Consider the following 20,923-nt stretch of genomic DNA (forward strand, 5'->3'; position numbering starts at 1 on the left):
GAAAGGGAGGCAAAAAGATGAGTGAATTATTATTTAAGCATTTTGAGCTTACACGAGGAAAATTTGTTAACTTTGTAGGGGATCTAGAAGAAGGGATCGCCGGCATTCAGCCCAATGGATTTAATAATACGCTCCATTGGCATGTGGGTCATGTTCTCACAGTAGCCGAGCAATTTATGTTTGGCTTTCCGAAAAAATCAACTCAGCTGCCAGCGAGCTATATGCAGTTATTTGCCACAGGAACGAGTCCGGCTGCCTGGGAAGGGGATGTTCCCTCCGTTCAGGAATTAATCATTCAGTTGCAAGACCAATTAGCGCGAATCAAAGAAATTCCAGTGGAGAGTTTTAATCAAAGACTAAAAACCCCATTCCTTGGTCAAGAAACCTTTGGTGAACTAGCCAATTTTGCGCTTTTCCATGAGGGGATTCATTTAGGACAAATGCAGGCAATGAAGCGAATCATTAAAGCGAACGTAAATTAGTTTGTAAAAATATTAGTGTGAAGGCATGGGGTCCTAATAAGGGTTCCATGCTTTTTTTACCTTTACCGGATAATTTTCTTCATTAATCGGAATGATTAGGAAAAGACTATGTAGTGATACATTGATATTTTTGTGGAAATTCGGATATCTGTCAAAAATAAAACACTTCATATAAAAATGGTGTTGTGTTAAAATCAATCGGTAATTTTACTTCAAATGTGGTGGGTGAATCCAGTGCTCTCTTCTTTTAAGAGATTCTTAATCGGCCGGCCGTTAAAATCAACGGAACTAGGCGAACAAAAATTAAATATCCTAAAGGCTTTAGCGATACTATCCTCCGATGCCCTATCATCTGTGGCCTACGGGACTGAACAAATTCTGATTGTGTTAGCAACGGTTAGTGTTATTGCTTACTGGTACTCAGTTCCGATTGCTGTTGGAGTATTATTTCTATTAGCTGCGTTAATCCTTTCCTACCGACAAATTATTTATTCCTATCCCCAGGGCGGCGGGGCCTATATTGTTTCGAAAGAGAATATTGGTGAGAAAGCAGGATTGATTGCAGGGGGATCCCTTTTAGTTGATTACATATTAACGGTAGCGGTAAGTATATCTGCTGGTACGGATGCGATCACGTCGGCTTTCCCAATTTTACACCAGCATACCGTTGGAATCGCTTGCGTTCTGGTAGTCTTTATTACCATTCTCAATCTGCGTGGAATAACGGAGTCAGCATCAATCTTAGCTTATCCTGTCTATTTGTTTGTTGTAGCGCTGTTTATTTTAATTGGTGTGGGTCTTTTTAAAATTATGACAGGCGATGTCTCACCAACTGTTGAACAGGCAGCCATCGGGACGCCGGTTCAAGGAATAACACTGTTCTTGCTGCTTCGTGCTTTTGCATCAGGATGCTCAGCGTTAACAGGGGTGGAAGCCATTTCGAATGCCATTCCAAGTTTTAAAGACCCAGCACCAAAGAATGCGGCCAAAACATTAATTTTAATGGGGACATTGCTCGCCTTGTTATTTACGGGTATTACTTTCCTGGCTTATTATTACGGAATTTCACCAAAGCATGACGAAACGGTCGTCTCACAAATAGCAAAAGAGACTTTTGGACGTAATTACCTATATTTCTTTGTCCAAGGTACGACCGCACTTATATTAGTTCTGGCGGCTAATACTGGATACTCTGCGTTTCCGTTATTAGCATATGCGCTTGCCAAGGATAAATATATGCCAAGAATGTTTACCATTAGGGGAGACAGACTGGGGTATTCTAACGGGATTGTTTCCTTAGGAGTAGGCTCCATCTTGCTGATTATTTTTTCTAGAGGTCAAACAGAGCACTTAATTCCACTTTATGCAGTGGGCGTATTTATCCCCTTCACTTTGTCGCAATCGGGGATGATCATAAAGTGGTTACGAGAAAGGCCGGCTGGATGGGTGGCAAAACTCGCTGCCAATCTAATCGGTGCCCTGATTACCTTAGCTGTATTAATCATTTTCTTTTTAACTAAATTTAGCCAAGTATGGTTTGTGGTTATCTTTTTACCCATCATCGTGTTTGCCTTCAAACGGATAAATCATCATTATGAAGCAGTTGGCGAGCAATTAAGAATCCATCCAGGTGATCCTGCGCCTCCGATTGAGGGAAATGTTATTATTGTCCCTGTCGCCGGGATTACTAAGGTTGTTGAAAACTCAATCAATTATGCCAAATCGTTAACGAATCAAATCTTTGCGGTGTATGTGTCGTTTGATCGTGAGGACGAAAAGCGTTTCGAAGAAAAATGGAAGCAATGGCAGCCGGATGTAAGGCTCGTTACGCTACAGTCGCATTACCGAAGTGTACTGATTCCTCTATCGAAGTTTATCGATACGGTAGAACATAAAGCAAGTGAAAACCAATATCGGGTGACCGTATTGATTCCGCAATTTATAACAAAGAAAAACTGGCACAATATTTTGCACAACCAATCAAGTTTATTGATTCGTACCTATCTTATTTTTAAAAAGAGGGTTATTGTGTCAACACTCCCATTTCATTTCAAAAAATAGCACATTTTAATTTGGGATTTTGATCTCTGCTCCAGGCGCTTTACTGAGGCGCAAAGAAAATTTTAAGCAAAGCAAAACCACCGGTATTTAGTCGGTGGTTTTCTTTGTCTTTTTGACTAAAAAATAAATGGCTCCTAGAATAACTGCTCCGATAATGGCGGGCATTACGTAGGGTTGTGCATACTCTTTAATATGTGCCCAGTTACTGCCTAAGACTTTACCTAAGTAGAGGAATAGAATCGTCCACGGAATAATAGCTGCCACCGTGAATAGCGTAAATTTGGCTGCTGACATTTTAGCAATACCTGCTGGGATGGAAATCGCATGCCGGACAACAGGAATGAAGCGTGCTGAAAAAATAACACCGGCTCCATATTTTTCAAACCATTGTTCAGCTATATCGATATGATGCTTTTTAATTAGCACATATTTTCCGTACTTTTCTAAAAAAGGTCTGCCGCCGTAATAACCGGCCCAATATAAAAATAACTGTGCAAGTGTTCCGCCTATGGTCCCGGCAATGACGGATCCAATAAAATTAAGATGTCCCTGCGAAATCATATAACCGCCATAGCCTAAAACAATTTCACTCGGGATAATCTCTATCATTAATCCTATCGCAATGCCGAAATAGCCCAATTGTGATAAAAACTCCAAGATCGAACTAATAAAATCTGTCATAATTCACCTTCGCTTAACTATATGTTAGTATCTCCTTTCCTAGTGTAAACCAGATTGTCTATTTAAGAAATAAATATGGTCCCTTTCTTTAGGACATTCCTAAAAAATCAAAAAACAATTCACTGATTTTTTTCTACATGAGATATTTTAAAAACATGGTGGCAATCCCGAAGTAGGTAAGCAGTGAAAATATATCATTCAAAGTGGTAATTAGGGGTCCTGAGGCAACAGCAGGATCAATTTTTAAACGAAAGAGAATAAGCGGAATAACTGTCCCTGCAAGTGTTCCAATGATGAGCGTGAAAAATAGAGAACTGCCGACTACTGCCCCTAAAATGAGACTTCCCTGCCAAATATATGCAATCACTGCAATCAAAATTGAGCAAGTCATACCAATGGTAATCCCAACACCCAATTCCCTTGCAATTAATCGTGCAATCACACCTTTATCAATATCGTACGAAATCAATCCTCTTACTACAACTGCCAGCGATTGTGTCCCTGTGTTTCCAGTCATGCCGGCAATCATCGGCATAAAAAAGGCCAGCGCGACTACTTGCTTTAGCGTATCTTCAAAACTGCTGATAATTCTTCCTGAAACCACACCGATAAATAAAAGCAAGATGAGCCATGGAAGCCTTCTTGCGGCTGCAACTAAAGTCTTTGTTTCAAAGTCAATGGATTTTCCAGATGCCGATAATTTTTCAATATCTTCATTGGCTTCCTTTATTACGATGTCAATAATGTCATCCACAGTGACAATCCCGACGAGGACATTATTCTCATCGACGACGGGGATGGCTAGGAAATCATAGCGCTCCACGATTTGCGCTACAACCTCTTGGTCTGTCACGACTGTAACAGAAATGATCCGTTCATACATAATGGTCCTTATTTTTTCATCTAGCTCTGCTAAGAGTAGATCACGATAAGAAACGACGCCAACCAATTTCCGGTCTTCATCAATAACGTATAGATAGTTAATGGATTCGGCAAATTCAGCGAACACCTTAAACTTGTCAACCGCTTCCCTAACCGTATAAGAGCTGCGAATCCAAACAAACCGATTCGTCATGATTCTGCCGGCCGTCTCTGGTGGATATTTCATAATATCTTGAACAGCATTAGACTCCTCGGCCTTCATTCCTGAAAGAAGGGAATCTTTTTTCTCGGGCGATAATTCATGCAGTAATGACGCCAGGTCATCATTATCCATTAAATCAAGGACCTTACTAGACTTTTCAATTCCTAAAATATTTAATAAGCCAAGCTGATCTTCCTTTTCAAGTTCTTCCATTAAATCAGCAAGAACATCAAATTTTAAAAATAGGAGAAATCTCCCTTTATGTTTTTCAGGTAAATCCTCGTAAATCTTAGCGATATCATAGGGCTGGAGTTCATCAAGTATATTTTCAAATTCCGTTTTTCTGTTTTCCTTTAATGTTTTTATGATATAAAGACTTAATTCATCTTGAGTCATATCCTTAATCATGGATGAAACCAGCTCCTTATCTTGCTAATGCATAAATTCTAATTTACAAAAGAAATATAGATGAAAAAGGAAAGTTAACAAATAATAATCCAATAATCATAAATCTAGTATGTGTTAATCAATCTTATTATTTGTAAAAGAATTGAAATAAGCTATTTGGACTATTATTTGATAAAATAAGGAAGTATTGACTAAATCATTTCATGTGTTGAACGGAGGAGTTTTGCATTGAAAAAGCATCATCAAGACATACAGGATCTCATCTATGTCCATTTAAACCAAACAGACCAGTATGTAATGTCTTCCGGCATCGAATTTGCTGAATTCGCTGCTGCTTTTTCAGGTTCATTAAATCCCTTGCTATTACTTGCGCACCGCTTTGATGATGCTGATTTTAATATGCATACCCAACTTGAATATTGTCCAGATGATAGAATTAATAAATTGGCAGGGGAAGATGTCTATAGTTACGGAAATTTCTGTTGGATTGACTTTATTGAGGAAGATGTGTTGAATGAACTGACAGGTCAGGAAATCGCTGAACTATTATACTTAGGTCATCTAAAGCACCATTTGAAATTACCTTTTTATAATAAACTAGGTAACCGTTTTGTTTATTTGGCTCAAGATGATGGCTGGTTTAACAAAACCTATTACCGAAGCTTCAAGGATTTCTTCCATGTTTTAAGTGAAGTGATTGCAGGGAAACTAGGGGATCTTAAAGTTGAAAAGTCCATTCTTGGCTTTCGAAAGAAAAAGACCTATCCACAAGTAAATAAAGAAATCCTTCTGTCCCTAACGCCGTTCATTAAGGAAGGGATTTGTATTTCGTTACGAGATTCCGACCATCAACGGACGCGTATTGAAATTCCTATTTGGGTGATTGGCGATTTCGCCAATATGGATGATATGGTGGAGGAATATGAGCAAGTCTCATCGAAACCGTGTCATGCAAAAATCATTTTTGATAAAAAAACAAAAGAATGGAAGTTAAACGTTGTCTAAATCTTTAGGCTTTAAAAATAAGTCCCACTCCATTTGGGTGGGACTGTTTGTTATGAGAACCACATGCTAAATAATCCTTCGTTCACACCTAAGTTATACATATAATAAATTCCGAATAATATGCTGACAATGCCTGCGAGACTGTTCAAATATCTATTCACTTGCTTCCCTGATGTTAACACAAATGGGATTCCGATAACCGTTGAAAAGGCAAGCATTCCAACAATCGTGCCACAACCAAAGATAAGGATGTATAAAGCACCTTGCCATGCAGTCGAAACGGTACTCATTGTTAATAAAACCATAGCTGCACTGCCTGCAAGCCCATGAATGAGACCGACGAAAAAGGATTTAAGATGGGTACGGCCTTTTGTTTCTTTGTCTGGGGTATGATGGGGATGTGGATGACGATGTTTCATAAAAGATAAAAGACTACTAAGGCCGAGACTAACGAGCATGATCCCTACGATAAATTCCAGGCTCAAGGCGACGGTATCTGTGATTGTATTTTTGGCGACAATCAATATCATTCCGAAAAGGAAGAGCGTAGCAGTGTGCCCAATCCCCCAATAGACACCTGCAAAGACGGAGCGCTTTATATTTTTTGATTCGCTCACGATCGTGGATACTGCAATAACATGGTCAGGCTCGATCGCATGCTTAATTCCTAGCAAAAAGCCTAATAATAATATCGACAAAAGTGTTCCCGTCATCAGCTCGCCTCCAAAAAAAGTTTCAACACAATTATACAGGATAAATAAAATAAGTATAGAAAATTGCCAAATTTGCCAGCATGAGTTTTTAAGCAAGCTGTAGCAATCATAAAATATTTTGGTAGGAAAAAACTTAAAAACTCGAATGACTACATTTCCTTTCTTTTTAAAATAAGTGTTAAAATATAACCGTGAATGAGAAAATGGAGGTTTCGTATGAAAACAAAATTAGGTTTATTATATGGAGGAAAATCAGCAGAACATCAAGTTTCCCTGCAAACGGCATTAGCTGTCATTCGGGCGTTAGATCATGAGAAATTTGACATTCATCCTATTTACATAAATACCCAAGGAAACTGGATTAAAGGACCGCAATTAAGTGAGCCGGTAGAAAACGTAAAGGCGCTCGAATTCTCAGAGGGGAATCAGTTATCACCTTTATCATTAGCCCCAACACTTTTCCAAGCGGAAAAGCAGGAAACATTAGATGTGATATTCCCGTTGTTACATGGTCCGAATGGGGAAGATGGAACCGTCCAAGGCTTATTGGAATTGCTAAACCTTCCATACGTTGGCAATGGAGTGCTTGCTTCGGCTGCGGGTATGGATAAAGTCATGATGAAAAATGTGTTTGCGCAAGCAGGGCTTGCCCAAGTGAACTATGTAGCTTTTATTAAGAGTGAGTGGGAGAAAGCTAAAGCTGAGGCTTATAGCAAGGTCGAAACAGAACTTGGCTACCCTTGCTTTGTGAAGCCGGCGAACCTAGGTTCAAGTGTCGGTATCAGCAAATGTACCAATCGCGCTGAATTAGAAGCAGCCTTTGCTGAAGCCTTTCAATTTGACCGCAAAGTCATTATTGAAGAAGGCGTTGTTGCCCGTGAAATTGAGGTGGCGGTGCTTGGAAATGATGAACCTGAATGTTCAGTAGCCGGTGAAATTGTTCCGAAGAAGGACTTCTACGATTACAAAGCAAAATATGAAAGCGGAGATACCGCACTAATCATTCCAGCTGACATTACTGACGAGGAATACGCGCAGCTAAAAGAAATGGCGATTAAAGCCTTTAAATCTTTAGATTGTTCTGGTTTAGTTCGTGCGGATTTCTTTTTGACTAAAGATGGGAAAGCGTTGATTAATGAAGTAAACACAATGCCTGGCTTCACGCCGTTTAGTATGTTCCCGCTCTTATGGAAGCACACGGGGTTAGAATACCCGCAATTGATCGAGCGGCTAGTTCAACTTGCTAAAGAAAGGCATGCTGAGAAGCAACAGATTAAGTTTACTTTCTAAAAAACAGAGACACGGCTGTAATGCCGTGTCCGTTTGTATTTAAAACCTATTCAAAGTCAAAGAAGGAGGATATCCATGATAAAACGATCGTTAAAACAGATTGCTGAGATGATTCCTGCCAAGGACGTTATCATTTCGTTTGCTGATACAATAATCTCGGGTGTATGTATTGATTCACGTAAAATTGAAAAAGGGAACTTATTTATCCCTTTTAAGGGAGAACATGCCGATGGACATAAATATGTCGAAGAGTCGATCCGTAAAGGAGCAGAAGCGGCTCTTTGGCAAAAGGATGTGCCCAATCCTCCATTACACTTGCCGATAGTGATCGTAGAAAATTGCCTTGTTGCCTTACAGGAATTAGCAAGAAGCTACCGGAAACAATTAGCGGTAAAAGTAGTCGGCATTACAGGAAGCAACGGGAAAACAACAACTAAGGACATGACAGCGGGTATTCTATCAACACAATACAAGGTCCTAAAGACAGAAGGCAATTATAATAATCATATCGGTCTTCCGTTAACTGTTTTAGGATTAAACGAGGACACTGAAATTGCCGTCCTCGAAATGGGCATGAGCGGCCGGGGAGAAATTGAGTTTCTAACAAATCTTGCCTGTCCGGATGCTGTCGTAATTACCAATATTGGCGAATCGCATCTACTTGACCTAGGTTCCAGAGAAGGAATTGCAGAGGCAAAGCTTGAAATTCTACAGGGGCTAAAAGAAGGGGGACTAGCCGTTCTCCATGGTGATGAGCCGCTGCTTATGGAAAGAATTCAAGAGCACAAAGGAAATATCCAGGTGAAGACTTTTGGGAGAAACGATACAAATGATTTATATCCCACTGAAATTAAGCAGCTAGAGAATGGAAATAGGTTTAGAATTAACATGTCAGAGACTGCGTTTGAACTTCCAGTACTCGGAACACATAATATTTTAAATGCACTTGCTTCGATGCTAATCGCTAATTATTTTTCGATTCCTTTTGAAAAAATGAATGAGGGGCTGGAAAATATTCAGCTGACCAATATGCGGATGGAACTAGTTGAAGGTAAACAGGGCGAAAAGATAATTAACGATGCGTATAATGCCAGCCCGACCTCAATGATGGCTGCCATTGAATTAGTATCGAATCTTCAAGGCTATGCACGAAAAATCCTTGTCCTAGGGGATATGCTAGAACTTGGCCCACAAGAAGAACAATATCATCAGCAAATAGGAGAAGCCTTAAACAATGAAAAAGTAGATCTCCTGTTCACTTATGGGACTTTAGGGATACATATTGCAAATAAGGCTAGAATGGTTTTAGGGCAAGAAAGAGTCTTTGCTTTTACAGAAAAAGAAGCACTCATTCAGGAATTAAGGCAACATGTAGACCATCAAACGTTAGTTCTTATCAAAGCATCAAGAGGAATGAAATTAGAAGAAATTGTCACTGCCTTACAGGTAAATTAAGGAAATTAAAACTGATAAGATCATGAATGATTTCAAGCTGGGAAATGAAAAATAAAAAAGAACCCCTTTGTGTGAGAAGGTGCCCTTTCATTTTTGCATTAGACTTTTTGATGAGGTAATAAGATTGGTTTGGGAATGTAACAAACTTGTCTTGATTGCAAAATACTAGCAAGAGTGGTATGATGTTCATCAACGTGTCTAAAGAACGATGATTAAAGGGCATACTCCTTGAGGGAGGATGTTTTTTTTTGGTAAAATAAAGATGTTACCTATTTACGGCATTTTGATGCGTGTCAGCTCAAGCGCCATGGGGACCTGATTCGTTTCGGTCCTGCCTAAGATGAAGATAAACTATCCACTTCCATCCCGATGAAATAAAAACCTATTTCATCTTAGATGATCTATATCCTTTTTCATCAAGGAATCCATTCTTGATGAATCCATAACGGACTTCACCTTAAGGCCCTCCAGCGCTTTTCGCCTCAATCCGAGCAGGCGCTACCGCTTTTCTGAGTATTAGGCGAAAATATTCAGCTCTCAAAAATATTTTCACATAGATGAAGGAGAATGAAAACATTGACAAAGTTTGAAGAATTAGGCCTAAGTCAGGCTACTTTACAAGCTGTCCTTAAAATGGGTTTTGAGGAAGCAACACCAATTCAGTCGGAAACTATTCCGTTGGGGCTAAAAGGAATTGATTTGATCGGGCAAGCTCAAACAGGAACAGGGAAAACAGCTGCATTTGGAATTCCATTGGTTGAAAAAATTGATACTAAAGCAGATGCTATTCAAGGGATTATTATTGCGCCGACTCGTGAACTTGCGATTCAAGTGTCTGAAGAACTTTATAAACTTGGTTCGGGCAAACGGGTGCGTGTACTGCCAATTTATGGCGGGCAAGATATCAGCCGCCAGATCCGCTCATTAAAGAAAGCACCACATATCATTGTTGGTACACCAGGACGTGTATTGGATCATATCAACAGAAAAACAATGCGTCTTGATACAGTTAACACCGTCATCCTTGATGAAGCGGATGAAATGTTAAACATGGGATTCATTGAAGACATTGAATCCATCCTTGCTGCAACACCAGAAGAACGCCAAACTTTACTTTTCTCAGCAACCATGCCTGGGCCAATTCAAAGAATGGCTGAAAAGTTCATGAAGGAACCGCAAATTGTTCGTGTGAAAACAAAAGAAATGACTGTACCTTCCATTGAACAATATTACCTTGAGGTTCAAGAAAGAAATAAATTTGATGTGTTAACAAGACTTTTAGATATACAATCACCAGAGCTTGCGATTGTGTTTGGCCGGACAAAGCGCCGTGTTGATGAATTATCAGAAGCTTTAACTTTAAGAGGTTATACAGCGGAAGGTATTCACGGAGATTTAAGTCAGGCAAAACGGATTTCTGTCCTTCGCAAGTTTAAAGAAGGTACGATTGATGTTCTTGTTGCTACTGACGTGGCTGCAAGGGGTCTAGATATTTCTGGAGTTACCCATGTATACAACTTTGACATTCCACAGGATCCAGAAAGCTATGTTCACCGTATAGGACGTACGGGCCGTGCTGGTAAAACAGGTGTAGCGATGACTTTTATTACACCACGTGAAAAATCCTATCTTGCGGTTGTGGAAAAAACTACAAAACGCAAAATGGATAAAATGAAGGCTCCTACCCTTGATGAGGCGTTAGAAGGCCAACAAAAAGCGGTTGTAGAAAAGATCGTCCAAACGATTGAATCAAACAATTTACATTATTATAAAGCGGCAGCGCAAGAATTGCTGGAAGAAAATGATGCATCAACCGTTATCGCAGCTGTATTGAAAATGTTAACGAAAGAGCCGGATACAACACCAATTAAGTTAACAGAAGAACAGCTTCCACAAAGAAGAGAAAGAAAGCCGTATAACGACCGTGACCGTAGAAGAAGAGATGATTCTAGAGGTTCAGGTTCATACCGTGGCGATAATAATCGCAAAAAAGCGCCTGCAAGACCACGCAGTGGTGAAAAAAGAACTGGCGGCGGCGGTAAACCATCATCAAAGCCAAGAACATTTAATCACTAAAAAACGTGAAGCATGAACGATTTCGTTCATGCTTTTTTCTATGCTTAAAAGGGAATAGTAAACATAAACACAATCCGCTGGAGTGATGATGATGACGTTGGTACGACTCGGTTATGTGGCAATGAGTGTGGAGCTTCAGAATGCTTCCCCTTCGCAAACGATGACATTTGCTCAATTTGAAAAAATAAAAGACCGGGACGCAGCAATTCGTAAAATAGAGAGAATTGCGATTTCAAACTTAGAAAATTGTCTGCGTCTTTTAAAACATAATGCAGGCAATCAAATTCACTTTTTTAGGTTCAGCTCACGACTCATTCCGCTTGCTAATCATGAGGAATTACTGGATTGGGACTATATCAGTCCTTTAAAGGATACACTCAAGAAGCTAGCTGTTTATATAAAGGAACACCCAGCTCGGATTGATTTCCATCCGGACCATTTCGTCGTTCTTAATACACCGGATAAGGATATATTAAAAAATTCCTTAAAAACGCTCGCCATGCATAAAGCCTTGCTAAAAGGAATGGAGATTGATCCCGAACATCGGTGTGTACTTCATGTTGGTGGTGGTTATAACGATAAGGAGAAAGCTCTCGAGCAGTTTATTCATAATTGGGCCTATATTTCCCCATCCATCCAGCAGATGATTATGCTCGAAAACGATGATACGACGTTTACGGTGAGAGACACCCTTTATCTATGTGAAAAGTTAGGCATTCCAATGGTGTTTGATTACCATCATCACCTTGCACACCATGAGGAAGAAGAATGGGCGGCGGACTGGGGGAGGATTGTTTCAACCTGGACCCAGTCTCCGCTGCCAATCAAGATGCATATTTCCAGTCCGCGCTCCGAAAAGGATTTTCGAGCACATGCGGATACAATTGACTCCCAAATGTTTCTGAGGTTTTTACGGCAAATTAAAGGGACCGTTCCTGAAATTCACTGTATGATTGAGGCGAAGCATAAAGATGCGGCGCTTTTCCAACTTGCAGAGGATTTACAAGGAAGAGACGGAATTATGTGGATTGACCAATCGAGTTTTATGATGGAATAAAGGGGCGGCAGGGGAAGTTGGGCAAAGAAATAGGGATCGCAGTGAAAGATCATTCGACTGCAAATCCCTGTTATTTTTGCGCAAGTAAACCAATAATGGCAATGATAATAATGGCGGCCCAGATGAGAACCTTCCAAGGGGATTGGTATGAAATGCTTTTCTTCCTGTTGCTGGCCCAGTTTGCGGTACCTTTAATCGAATCTGAAAGCTCCTTTTTATTAAAATAGGGAAAGGCTCCTAGCAAGAAGCCGCCAAGTAAGCCAAATAGATGGGCGGTAATATTAATGTTCGGCTGCAGGAAGGTCATAATCAAACTAACGACACAAAGGGTAAGGATAATTTGTGAATTCTGTTTGGAAAGCATATGTTTCCGGAACATAATAATCGCAAGATAATAGCCAAACAGTCCAAAAATGGCTCCACTTGAGCCAACATGTGTGTAAGTGAGCGGCTCGAGCAGTAATGTAGCAACATTGGCAATGAATCCTGAGAGAAGATAAATAAATAAAAATCGCCCGCTGCCAAGCATGCGCTCAAGTGCTGGTCCAAAGAGTATGAGTGAAAAGCTGTTAAAAAGCGTGTGGGAGAACCCGCTATGCATAAAGGTCGGTGTAATCAGCCGCCAATATTCCCCTTCCATAATGTAAAGATTTACTCCAGAAAGATGTTCAAAGAACCAATTGTTTGGGAAGATTGGTAAACTAGTTAACAGATATAATCCTAAATGAATGGTAACAATAATTGAAACAATTGGGTAAAGGCGGATAAAATCGCGAAAGCTCTCCGTTCTCGTAAACATCACTTACACCTCCTGAGTTCATACTATTTATTGACGAATTTCCATTCTTGTACACTATTACTTATGCTAATCATATAACAAATAGAAGGAAGATGAAGAATGATTAAAGGGATTGGAATCGATATAATTGAACTTTCTAGGATTCAGACCATCCTTATCAGGCAAAAGAAGTTTGTCGACCGCGTGTTAACCCCAAAAGAACAGCAGAAATTTGCGGAGTTATCGTCTGTAAGGAAAGTAGAATTTTTAGCAGGACGATTTGCAGCAAAAGAAGCCTTTTCAAAAGCAAACGGAACGGGGATTGGTGAGGAATTATCCTTTCAAGATATTGAAATTGACAATGACAGCTCAGGAAAACCATATATTGCAAAGCCTGAAGTCCGGGCCCATCTATCCATTTCACATAGTAAAGAATATGCCGTAGCGCAAGTAACAATTGAAGAAGAGTAGGAATTAATTTTTAAGGTGAAATTGATATTTGCACTCTGTTGATTGTAGTGGAAGGCACGAAGACTCCTGCGGGAGTACGGGGCAGAGGAGACCCCGCAGGAGCAAAGCGACGAGGAGAAGGAAAAGCGGAAGCGCCTTGTTCAGCCCCGACAAGCGCTGGAGGTCCTGACGTTGAAGTCGTTCTTTGACTTCAGCGTCAGGACCGAAGCGACCTCGAGGGGCTAGGCGCTGTAGCTGGACAGGCTCCCCGGCACGCCCGCGAACCGCTTGTGCCTGGAACGGAAATCAACAGACTAGTTAAAGCAACCTAAAAAATAAATAGCTCGGCAACTTCCTTATCATAAACCCAAAGGTTGTCTCATATATTCATAGGGAAACAGGAGAGACAAGGTCAGCCATGGTCATTTTGGATAAGCAAACTCCAGTGCCTGACCCCTGCCTTTCTCTTCTCCATAATCATATGAAATGAGACAAGAAGGGGTTGAAGGAATGAGGAAAAAGTTGTTGCTGCTAATTACGGGGCTAATGGTCATTTTTGTACTAGCTGCCTGTGGCTCTAAATCACAAGGTGATGTAGTCAAAGAGCTAACTGGGAAACTGGATGACTTAAGTGGCTACAAAGTAAATGCAAAAATGACATTGAAAATGGGTTCAGATTCACAAGTTTATAAAGTGGAAATTTGGCACAAGGATCCTACCTTTTATCGAGTGAATTTGAAAAATGCCCAAAAGGACCAAAGTCAGATGATACTAAGGAATAATCAAGGCGTATTTGTTCTGACACCTGCACTGAATAAGAGCTTCCGTTTCCAAAGCGATTGGCCGCAAAACAGCAGCCAGGCCTACTTGTATGAATCACTGATTAAGGACATTGTTGCCGATAAAAGCGCAAAATTCACTACCACAAAACAATATTATGTATTTGAAACGAAAACCCGTTATCAAAACAATACAATGCTGCCTTTCCAAGAGATTAAACTAAATAAAAGTGACTTATCTCCTGCGGTGGTAAAAGTAATGGATCCGGATCGAAATGCCCTTGTAACGGTAGAGTTTTCTAAAGTGAAATTTAATGCGAGCTTTGACAAGGACGATTTTGATATGAAGAAGAATATGACACGTGCACAGCTCAATTTGCCAGCCATGGCGGACGGCGGCGATGATGCCTTTACAGTTATGTATCCAACCGTGGAATTAAAAGGAACGAAATTAATTGAGGAAAAAGATGTATCGCTTGAAGATGGGAAAAGAGTAGTCCTTACCTACGATGGTAAAAAATCATTTACTCTTGTTCAGGAAAAAGTTACGGCCAAAGCGGCTTCCGCCAATCCAACCTATGTTGAAGGAGATATAGTCGACTTAGGGATGACCATTGGGGCTGTTTCGGACCACTCGATCTCATGGTCGCATAATGGTGTAGATTACATGATTGCTTCAAAGAACTTAACGAAAGAAGAGTTAATTGAGGTGGCTGCATCTGTCCAAGGTGAAGCCGTAAAATAAATCATTTAGCTAGCAGGCTCATATTGGGCCTGTTTTTTTGATGTCTAGCTCCAGCGCCAGGGCGCTTGCACTTTTCTTATTTGTTTGTACTTCACAACAGTAGTATGATAATTTTGTGATAATAAGGAAATAATTAATTAAGCTATTAGGAAGTGGGAACATGGAAGAACAAGGTTTTTTCTATCGTGATACATGGGCTGAAGTCGATTTAGATTGTATATCTGCCAATGTTACCTCCATTAAGAAACAATTGCCTCAACAAGTAAAGGTGATTGCGGTTGTGAAAGCTAATGCATACGGGCATGGTGATGTTCAGGTGGCAAAAACAGCACTAGAAGCAGGGGCTGCCTATCTTGCTGTTGCATTTATGGATGAGGCAATCGCTCTAAGGAATAAAGGAATAACAGCGCCTATCCTCGTTTTGGGGGCATCTCGTCCTGAAGATATCCAAGTGGCAGCAAAATTTGATATCACCCTTACTGTTTTTCAGAAGGAATGGCTAGAAAAGGCATTGAAATATGTAAAGGCGGAAGATCGAATTTCATTTCATATCAAAGTAGATACAGGCATGGGGAGAATAGGCGTGCGGAGTGTATCGGAATTAATTACCGTCGAACAAATGATTTCTGAACATAGCCCATTTCAACTAGAAGGGATTTTTACTCATTTTGCGACGGCGGATGAACTAGATGAAACTTATATGTACCAGCAATTAGCTTTATTCGAAAGTATGGTTTCCGCACTAAAACAAAAACCAAAATATGTTCATTCTAGCAATAGTGCAGCAACTTTGCGCTTTCCAAAGACATATTTTAATGCAGTCCGGGTTGGGATTGCGATGTATGGATTAACCCCTTCATTGGAGATGGAAGATAAAATTCCCTTCCAGCTAAAGGAGGCTTTTTCCCTTCGAACTCGACTTGTTCATGTTAAGAAAATGCCAAAGGGTGAAAAATTGAGTTACGGGGCAACCTATGAAACTGATGATGAAGAGTGGATTGGGACAATCCCAATTGGATATGCGGACGGCTGGATACGCAAACTGCAAGGGCAAGAAGTGCTTGTAGAAGGGAAGAGGACACCAATTGTCGGTAGAATTTGTATGGATCAATGTATGGTCCGCCTGCCATATCATGTTCCAATTGGGACACCTGTCACATTAATAGGCGCTCAGGAGAACCAGTTTATTTCAATCAATGAAATTGCCAAAAAACTAGAAACCATTAATTATGAGGTCCCCTGTATCATTGCCAGTCGGGTTCCGCGTCTTTATAAAAAGGGAGGGAAAGTTGTCGATTTAAAAAATTATCTTCTCGAAAATTATAGGCCTAAATAAAGTTTTTACATCATATTTATGATATTGCGGTGATTTGTGCATAAAAGGGTCTTTTATTGGATTATAATACAGTAGTATTATAATTAGTCTATGCAATAGGTTCGATTAATGTTATTATTAAATATGGTACAGATAATAAATGAAACTCACTGTGTGAAACAGGCTAAAAAGGCGATTCATCATGTGTAGTGGCGTTTATGCATCAGAAGGAATTCTGGTTAGATAAAAATGGTGTGTAGTGATGGTGGAGGTGTATGTTTGTGTCTGAATCCGGCGCAACTACGGAAATCTTAGTGAAGTTACCGCAACATCTTTTAACTGAATTAGATGGTTTTGTGAAACAAGAGAATGTAAACCGCAGCGAGTTTATCTACCAGGCAACAAAAATGTATTTACGCGAACGTAAAAAGAGACAAATTCGCGAGTCGATGAGACGTGGATACATGGAAATGGCCAAGATTAATCTAGGGATTGCATCAGAAGCATTTTTAGCAGAATATGAGGCAGAACACACAGTTGAACGTCTTGTAAGCGGAGGATAATCCTTTGATAGTCAAACGTGGTGACGTTTATTTCGCGGACCTATCCCCAGTTGTTGGTTCTGAACAAGGCGGCGTCCGACCTGTACTTGTCATCCAAAACGACATCGGGAATCGGTTTAGTCCCACAGTGATTGTTGCAGCGATTACAGCTCAAATTCAAAAAGCCAAGCTTCCTACTCATGTAGAAATTGATGCGAAGCGCTACGGATTTGAACGAGATTCGGTCATTCTGTTAGAGCAAATTCGCACAATTGATAAGCAGCGGTTAACCGATAAAATCACCCATCTCGATGACGAAATGATGGAGAAAGTGGATGAAGCCTTGCAGGTAAGCCTGGGTCTCATCGAATTTTAATTTAAAGCACGCTCTTTTTAGAAAGAGCGTTTTTTCATACATATCCTGTCCTCATTCTTAAATTTGCTAAGGCAAGCATTACGCTTGCCTATTTTTTTTGAAAAAAATGTGAGGATGGCCGTTTAATGAAACGGAAAGTTTATTCTGCTACAATAGAATAAAAGGAATGGAGGGCAAGTTTTGTGAATAATACAATCGTAAAAGATGATCAGTTGTTAAAGAAAATTGCTGCTGAGTTAGCAGTATCTTTTAAACAAGTAAAGAGTGTAATTTCATTATTAGATGAAGGCAATACAGTTCCTTTTATAGCTCGCTATCGTAAAGAAATGACAGGAGCACTTGATGAAGTCCAAATTAGAAATATTTTAGACCGCTGGCAATATGTCCAAAACCTCGAGCAAAGAAAAGAAGAGGTTATCCGCATTATTTCAGAGCAAGGAAAATTAACTGACGAACTAAGCTCTGCCATCACTAAGGCTGAGAAGCTTCAAGAGGTTGAAGATTTATACAGACCTTATAAACAAAAAAGACGGACTAAAGCAACGATTGCAAAGGAAAAAGGGCTTGAACCATTGGCTGAATGGCTGCTGACATGCTCAAAAGAATCGATTGAGGAAAAAGCAAAACAATTCTTATCAGAGGAAAAAGAAGTTTCTACTGTGGAAGATGCCATTTCAGGAGCCAAAGATATTATTGCTGAACGGGTTTCGGATGATGCTGAAAGCCGAAAATGGATTCGTAAGGAAACGTTTAAGTCTGGTTCTGTTGTATCGGTAGTGAAAGATGCGGAAAAAGACGAGAAAAACGTCTATGAAATGTACTATGAATATGAGGAACCAATCAATAAAATTGTCCCACACCGGACTCTCGCGCTAAACCGCGGGGAAAAGGAAGATATTTTGCGAGTATCCTTAAAAATGAATGCCGATTTAATTTTAACATATTTGTCGAGAAAGTGGATTCGTGCCCAGCACTCACCGGCAGCACCTGTTGTACTAGAGGCACTGGAAGATAGTTACAAACGACTGATTCAACCTTCGATTGAGCGCGAAATTAGGAATGAATTAACGGATAAAGGTGAAGAGCAAGCCATACATATATTCTCTGAAAATCTTCGGAACTTACTATTGCAGCCACCGTTAAAAGGTAAAGTGGTTATTGGAGTTGATCCTGCTTATCGGACGGGCTGTAAACTAGCAGTGGTGGATGAAACAGGCAAAGTTTTGAAAATTGATGTGATCTATCCACATCCACCTGTTTCAAAAACAAAAGAAGCCCGCGAAAAATTTATTAACATCCTCCGTGACTATAAAGTAGAAATGGCTGCGATCGGAAACGGGACAGCTTCAAGGGAAACAGAACAGTTTGTTGCCGATATTTTAAAAGAAATGGATGAGGAGATTTTCTACTTAATCGTCAATGAAGCGGGAGCAAGTGTATACTCTGCATCTGAACTAGCTAGAGAAGAGTTTCCGAATCTGCAGGTAGAAGAAAGAAGTGCGGCATCCATTGCTCGTCGTTTGCAGGATCCATTAGCAGAATTAGTGAAAATCGATCCGAAATCTGTTGGCGTTGGTCAATACCAGCACGATGTTTCCCAGAAACGATTATCAGAATCATTACACTTTGTGGTTGAAACGGCAGTTAACCAGGTCGGTGTGAATGTTAATACTGCCTCTCCATCACTTTTACAATATGTAGCTGGACTGAACAAAACAGCCGCAAATAATATTGTTAAAAAGCGAGAAGAGGAAGGGAAATTTACGAGTAGGGTTCAATTAAAGAAAGTTCCGCGTCTTGGGGCGAAAACCTATGAGCAGGCGATTGGCTTCTTGCGTGTATTGGATGGTAAACAGCCGCTTGATCGGACAGGGATTCATCCGGAAAATTATGATGAAGTAAAGAAACTATTAGCGAGTCTTGGATTTACAACCGATGACCTTGGTTCGGAAGAGCTGAAAACAGCCCTAAATGGTCTCGATTTAACATCTGTTTCAGAGGAACTTGCTATTGGTCAGTTGACCCTAAAAGACATTATTGATGCTTTGGTAAGACCGGAACGTGACCCACGTGATGAATTACCTCGCCCTCTATTGAAAAAAGATGTTTTAAAACTTGAGGACCTTAGCGCTGGAATGGAATTGCAAGGTACAGTTCGGAATGTGGTTGATTTCGGTGCGTTTGTCGATATCGGTGTGAAGCAGGATGGGCTTGTTCATATTTCTAAACTTAGCAATCGTTTTGTAAAGCATCCTTTGGACATTGTATCAGTAGGGGATGTTGTCACCGTATGGGTAGATTCGGTTGATATGAAAAAAGGCCGGGTTGCGTTAACGATGCTGGCGCCATCGAAATAGTAGTGGGTACCAGGTTTATTGCTGACCAAAGAGGATTATCATGGCTGATAGAAGACCATCTCGCCTAGCGATTTGGTCTTTGATTTTAGTAGCGGTGAAAATACTTTCTTTATTTTCCAAACGCAGTTAAAACAACATTTAGTTTTAACAGAGCAAAAAACAAAAAAGCGCAAAACCAAAGGCTGCTCTGCACTTTAAATTTTTCTCCATATCTTAAGAGAAGTGTTTTTTTCTGTAAAAGAACCAGCACTGGTTTAGCATCTTGATCTGATAGCGATCCTTCTCATAGAAAGCTCTTTTCATTTGGTTTTGCAACCAAGTTGGCATAATAAAACCTCCCGAAAAGTACTAAGGGTATATACAATATATGCTATAATAGGTTGTCATGTTCGCATAGAAAGAGAGGGACCCAAAATGGAACAACAACAACTTCAATTACTGGTTGAAAAGATATCTGTTGAGTCATTTGGGAAGCTGTTTTTGCATCAGGCATTCTTCAATCCAAGACTAAGATCAACGGGCGGCAGATACCTTCTTAGCACACATAATATTGAAATCAATAGAAAGTACTACGACCAGCTTGGCGAAAAAGAACTGGTAGGGATTATTAAACATGAACTTTGTCATTATCACCTTCACCTGGAAGGGAAGGGGTATCAGCATAAGGACCAAGACTTTAAGCAATTATTAAAAATGGTTGGTGCACCGCGATTTTGTGCACAACTTCCAGATATGAAAGTAACGCGAAAATCTAATAAGATCCTTCTGTATCAATGTACGAAATGTCAGCAATTATACAGACGGAAAAGAAGCATTGATACTAGTAGATATGTGTGTGGAAAGTGCAAAGGGAAATTGATGAAAGTAAAAGAAATAACCTTAGGGTAAAGTAGAAATACGAAAAAAATTTCTTCATAATTTTGTTGACTTTCTATTGTATCGTCATTATAATGTAAAGAGTCGATAAGGTAATCGACTTGTTGAAAGAAGTTATTCCGCAGTAGCTCAGTGGTAGAGCTATCGGCTGTTAACCGATCGGTCGTAGGTTCGAGTCCTACCTGCGGAGCCATATGGGGAAGTACTCAAGAGGCTGAAGAGGCGCCCCTGCTAAGGGTGTAGGTCGGGTGACCGGCGCGAGGGTTCAAATCCCTCCTTCTCCGCCATAGGAATTTTAGGCCCCTTGGTCAAGCGGTTAAGACACCTCCCTTTCACGGAGGTAACACGGGTTCGAGTCCCGTAGGGGTCATTTGGGACGGGGAGTGACCTTGA

At 40.3% G+C, this 20,923-nt stretch carries 19 protein-coding genes and 3 tRNA genes; 17 read left to right on the forward strand and 5 right to left on the reverse strand.

The window, feature by feature from the left end:
- The first annotated feature begins 17 nt into the window (after positions 1-17).
- Both AC4QJR_RS01115 and AC4QJR_RS01120 read left to right on the forward strand, forming a co-directional pair.
- A complete protein-coding gene (locus AC4QJR_RS01115) occupies positions 18-482 on the forward strand; it encodes a DinB family protein (protein ID WP_496525007.1) in 465 nt (154 codons plus the stop codon).
- A gap of 234 nt (positions 483-716) precedes the next feature.
- Complete coding sequence (locus AC4QJR_RS01120; RefSeq protein ID WP_496525008.1) at positions 717-2,543, forward strand: APC family permease; 1,827 nt, start codon at positions 717-719, stop codon at positions 2,541-2,543.
- An 87-nt stretch (positions 2,544-2,630) separates the two neighbouring features.
- On the opposite strand, the gene uptA is transcribed toward AC4QJR_RS01120, so the two are convergent.
- Complete coding sequence (gene uptA / locus AC4QJR_RS01125; protein WP_496525009.1) at positions 2,631-3,224, reverse strand: undecaprenyl phosphate transporter UptA; 594 nt, start codon at positions 3,222-3,224, stop codon at positions 2,631-2,633.
- A gap of 133 nt (positions 3,225-3,357) precedes the next feature.
- Complete coding sequence (gene mgtE / locus AC4QJR_RS01130) at positions 3,358-4,716, reverse strand: magnesium transporter (RefSeq protein ID WP_496525010.1); 1,359 nt, start codon at positions 4,714-4,716, stop codon at positions 3,358-3,360.
- Positions 4,717-4,944: 228 nt separating this feature from the next.
- On the opposite strand from mgtE, the gene AC4QJR_RS01135 reads away from it, so the two are divergent.
- Positions 4,945-5,721, forward strand: a complete 777-nt coding sequence (locus AC4QJR_RS01135) for a hypothetical protein (protein ID WP_375377345.1) — start codon at positions 4,945-4,947, stop codon at positions 5,719-5,721.
- A gap of 50 nt (positions 5,722-5,771) precedes the next feature.
- On the opposite strand, the gene AC4QJR_RS01140 is transcribed toward AC4QJR_RS01135, so the two are convergent.
- Positions 5,772-6,434 (reverse strand): sulfite exporter TauE/SafE family protein, encoded by a 663-nt coding sequence (locus AC4QJR_RS01140; RefSeq protein WP_496525011.1) that lies wholly within the window; start codon positions 6,432-6,434, stop codon positions 5,772-5,774.
- A 216-nt stretch (positions 6,435-6,650) separates the two neighbouring features.
- Here AC4QJR_RS01140 and AC4QJR_RS01145 point away from each other — a divergent pair, with 216 nt between their 5' ends.
- The 4 genes from AC4QJR_RS01145 to uvsE all read left to right on the forward strand — a co-directional run bounded on the left by AC4QJR_RS01145 (position 6,651) and on the right by uvsE (position 12,312).
- Positions 6,651-7,724 (forward strand): D-alanine--D-alanine ligase, encoded by a 1,074-nt coding sequence (locus AC4QJR_RS01145; RefSeq protein ID WP_098576642.1) that lies wholly within the window; start codon positions 6,651-6,653, stop codon positions 7,722-7,724.
- Positions 7,725-7,799: 75 nt separating this feature from the next.
- Complete coding sequence (locus AC4QJR_RS01150; RefSeq protein ID WP_496525012.1) at positions 7,800-9,179, forward strand: UDP-N-acetylmuramoyl-tripeptide--D-alanyl-D-alanine ligase; 1,380 nt, start codon at positions 7,800-7,802, stop codon at positions 9,177-9,179.
- Between the two features lie 576 nt (positions 9,180-9,755).
- Entirely contained in the window at positions 9,756-11,255 is a 1,500-nt protein-coding gene (cshA, locus tag AC4QJR_RS01155; RefSeq protein ID WP_098576640.1) for a degradosome RNA helicase CshA, read from the forward strand.
- 91 nt (positions 11,256-11,346) lie between these two features.
- Positions 11,347-12,312 (forward strand): UV DNA damage repair endonuclease UvsE, encoded by a 966-nt coding sequence (uvsE, locus tag AC4QJR_RS01160; protein ID WP_496525013.1) that lies wholly within the window; start codon positions 11,347-11,349, stop codon positions 12,310-12,312.
- A 70-nt stretch (positions 12,313-12,382) separates the two neighbouring features.
- Here the strand turns inward: uvsE and AC4QJR_RS01165 are convergent, their stop codons facing one another.
- Positions 12,383-13,111: a rhomboid family intramembrane serine protease gene (locus AC4QJR_RS01165; RefSeq protein ID WP_496525014.1), complete on the reverse strand. Its 729-nt coding sequence runs from the start codon at positions 13,109-13,111 to the stop codon at positions 12,383-12,385.
- A 99-nt stretch (positions 13,112-13,210) separates the two neighbouring features.
- Here AC4QJR_RS01165 and acpS point away from each other — a divergent pair, with 99 nt between their 5' ends.
- The 6 genes from acpS to AC4QJR_RS01195 all read left to right on the forward strand — a co-directional run bounded on the left by acpS (position 13,211) and on the right by AC4QJR_RS01195 (position 19,654).
- Positions 13,211-13,561, forward strand: coding sequence for a holo-ACP synthase (acpS, locus tag AC4QJR_RS01170; protein ID WP_496525015.1), 351 nt, complete (start codon positions 13,211-13,213; stop codon positions 13,559-13,561).
- A gap of 489 nt (positions 13,562-14,050) precedes the next feature.
- Positions 14,051-15,064 carry a LolA family protein gene (locus AC4QJR_RS01175; RefSeq protein ID WP_098576636.1) on the forward strand — a complete coding sequence of 338 codons (1,014 nt, stop codon included), beginning with the start codon at positions 14,051-14,053 and terminating at the stop codon, positions 15,062-15,064.
- Positions 15,065-15,224: 160 nt separating this feature from the next.
- The gene (gene alr / locus AC4QJR_RS01180) at positions 15,225-16,400 is read left to right on the forward strand and encodes an alanine racemase (RefSeq protein ID WP_496525016.1); all 1,176 of its coding nucleotides are present in this window, start codon (positions 15,225-15,227) and stop codon (positions 16,398-16,400) included.
- A gap of 260 nt (positions 16,401-16,660) precedes the next feature.
- A complete protein-coding gene (locus tag AC4QJR_RS01185; protein ID WP_007083557.1) occupies positions 16,661-16,942 on the forward strand; it encodes a CopG family ribbon-helix-helix protein in 282 nt (93 codons plus the stop codon).
- A 4-nt stretch (positions 16,943-16,946) separates the two neighbouring features.
- A complete protein-coding gene (gene ndoA, locus AC4QJR_RS01190) occupies positions 16,947-17,297 on the forward strand; it encodes a type II toxin-antitoxin system endoribonuclease NdoA (protein ID WP_007083556.1) in 351 nt (116 codons plus the stop codon).
- A gap of 182 nt (positions 17,298-17,479) precedes the next feature.
- The gene (locus tag AC4QJR_RS01195; RefSeq protein WP_496525017.1) at positions 17,480-19,654 is read left to right on the forward strand and encodes a Tex family protein; all 2,175 of its coding nucleotides are present in this window, start codon (positions 17,480-17,482) and stop codon (positions 19,652-19,654) included.
- Positions 19,655-19,867: 213 nt separating this feature from the next.
- On the opposite strand, the gene cmpA is transcribed toward AC4QJR_RS01195, so the two are convergent.
- Positions 19,868-19,981, reverse strand: coding sequence for a cortex morphogenetic protein CmpA (cmpA, locus tag AC4QJR_RS01200; RefSeq protein WP_088085061.1), 114 nt, complete (start codon positions 19,979-19,981; stop codon positions 19,868-19,870).
- An 87-nt stretch (positions 19,982-20,068) separates the two neighbouring features.
- Here cmpA and AC4QJR_RS01205 point away from each other — a divergent pair, with 87 nt between their 5' ends.
- From AC4QJR_RS01205 to AC4QJR_RS01220, 4 genes are all read left to right on the forward strand, one after another.
- Positions 20,069-20,542: a SprT family protein gene (locus AC4QJR_RS01205; protein ID WP_098576633.1), complete on the forward strand. Its 474-nt coding sequence runs from the start codon at positions 20,069-20,071 to the stop codon at positions 20,540-20,542.
- 106 nt (positions 20,543-20,648) lie between these two features.
- Positions 20,649-20,723: transfer RNA gene (locus AC4QJR_RS01210), tRNA-Asn, on the forward strand.
- Between the two features lie 3 nt (positions 20,724-20,726).
- A tRNA-Ser gene (locus AC4QJR_RS01215) sits at positions 20,727-20,817 on the forward strand.
- Between the two features lie 11 nt (positions 20,818-20,828).
- Positions 20,829-20,900 (forward strand) — tRNA-Glu (locus AC4QJR_RS01220).
- Positions 20,901-20,923: the final 23 nt, after the last annotated feature.

The organism is Neobacillus sp. BP17, assembly GCF_059579525.1.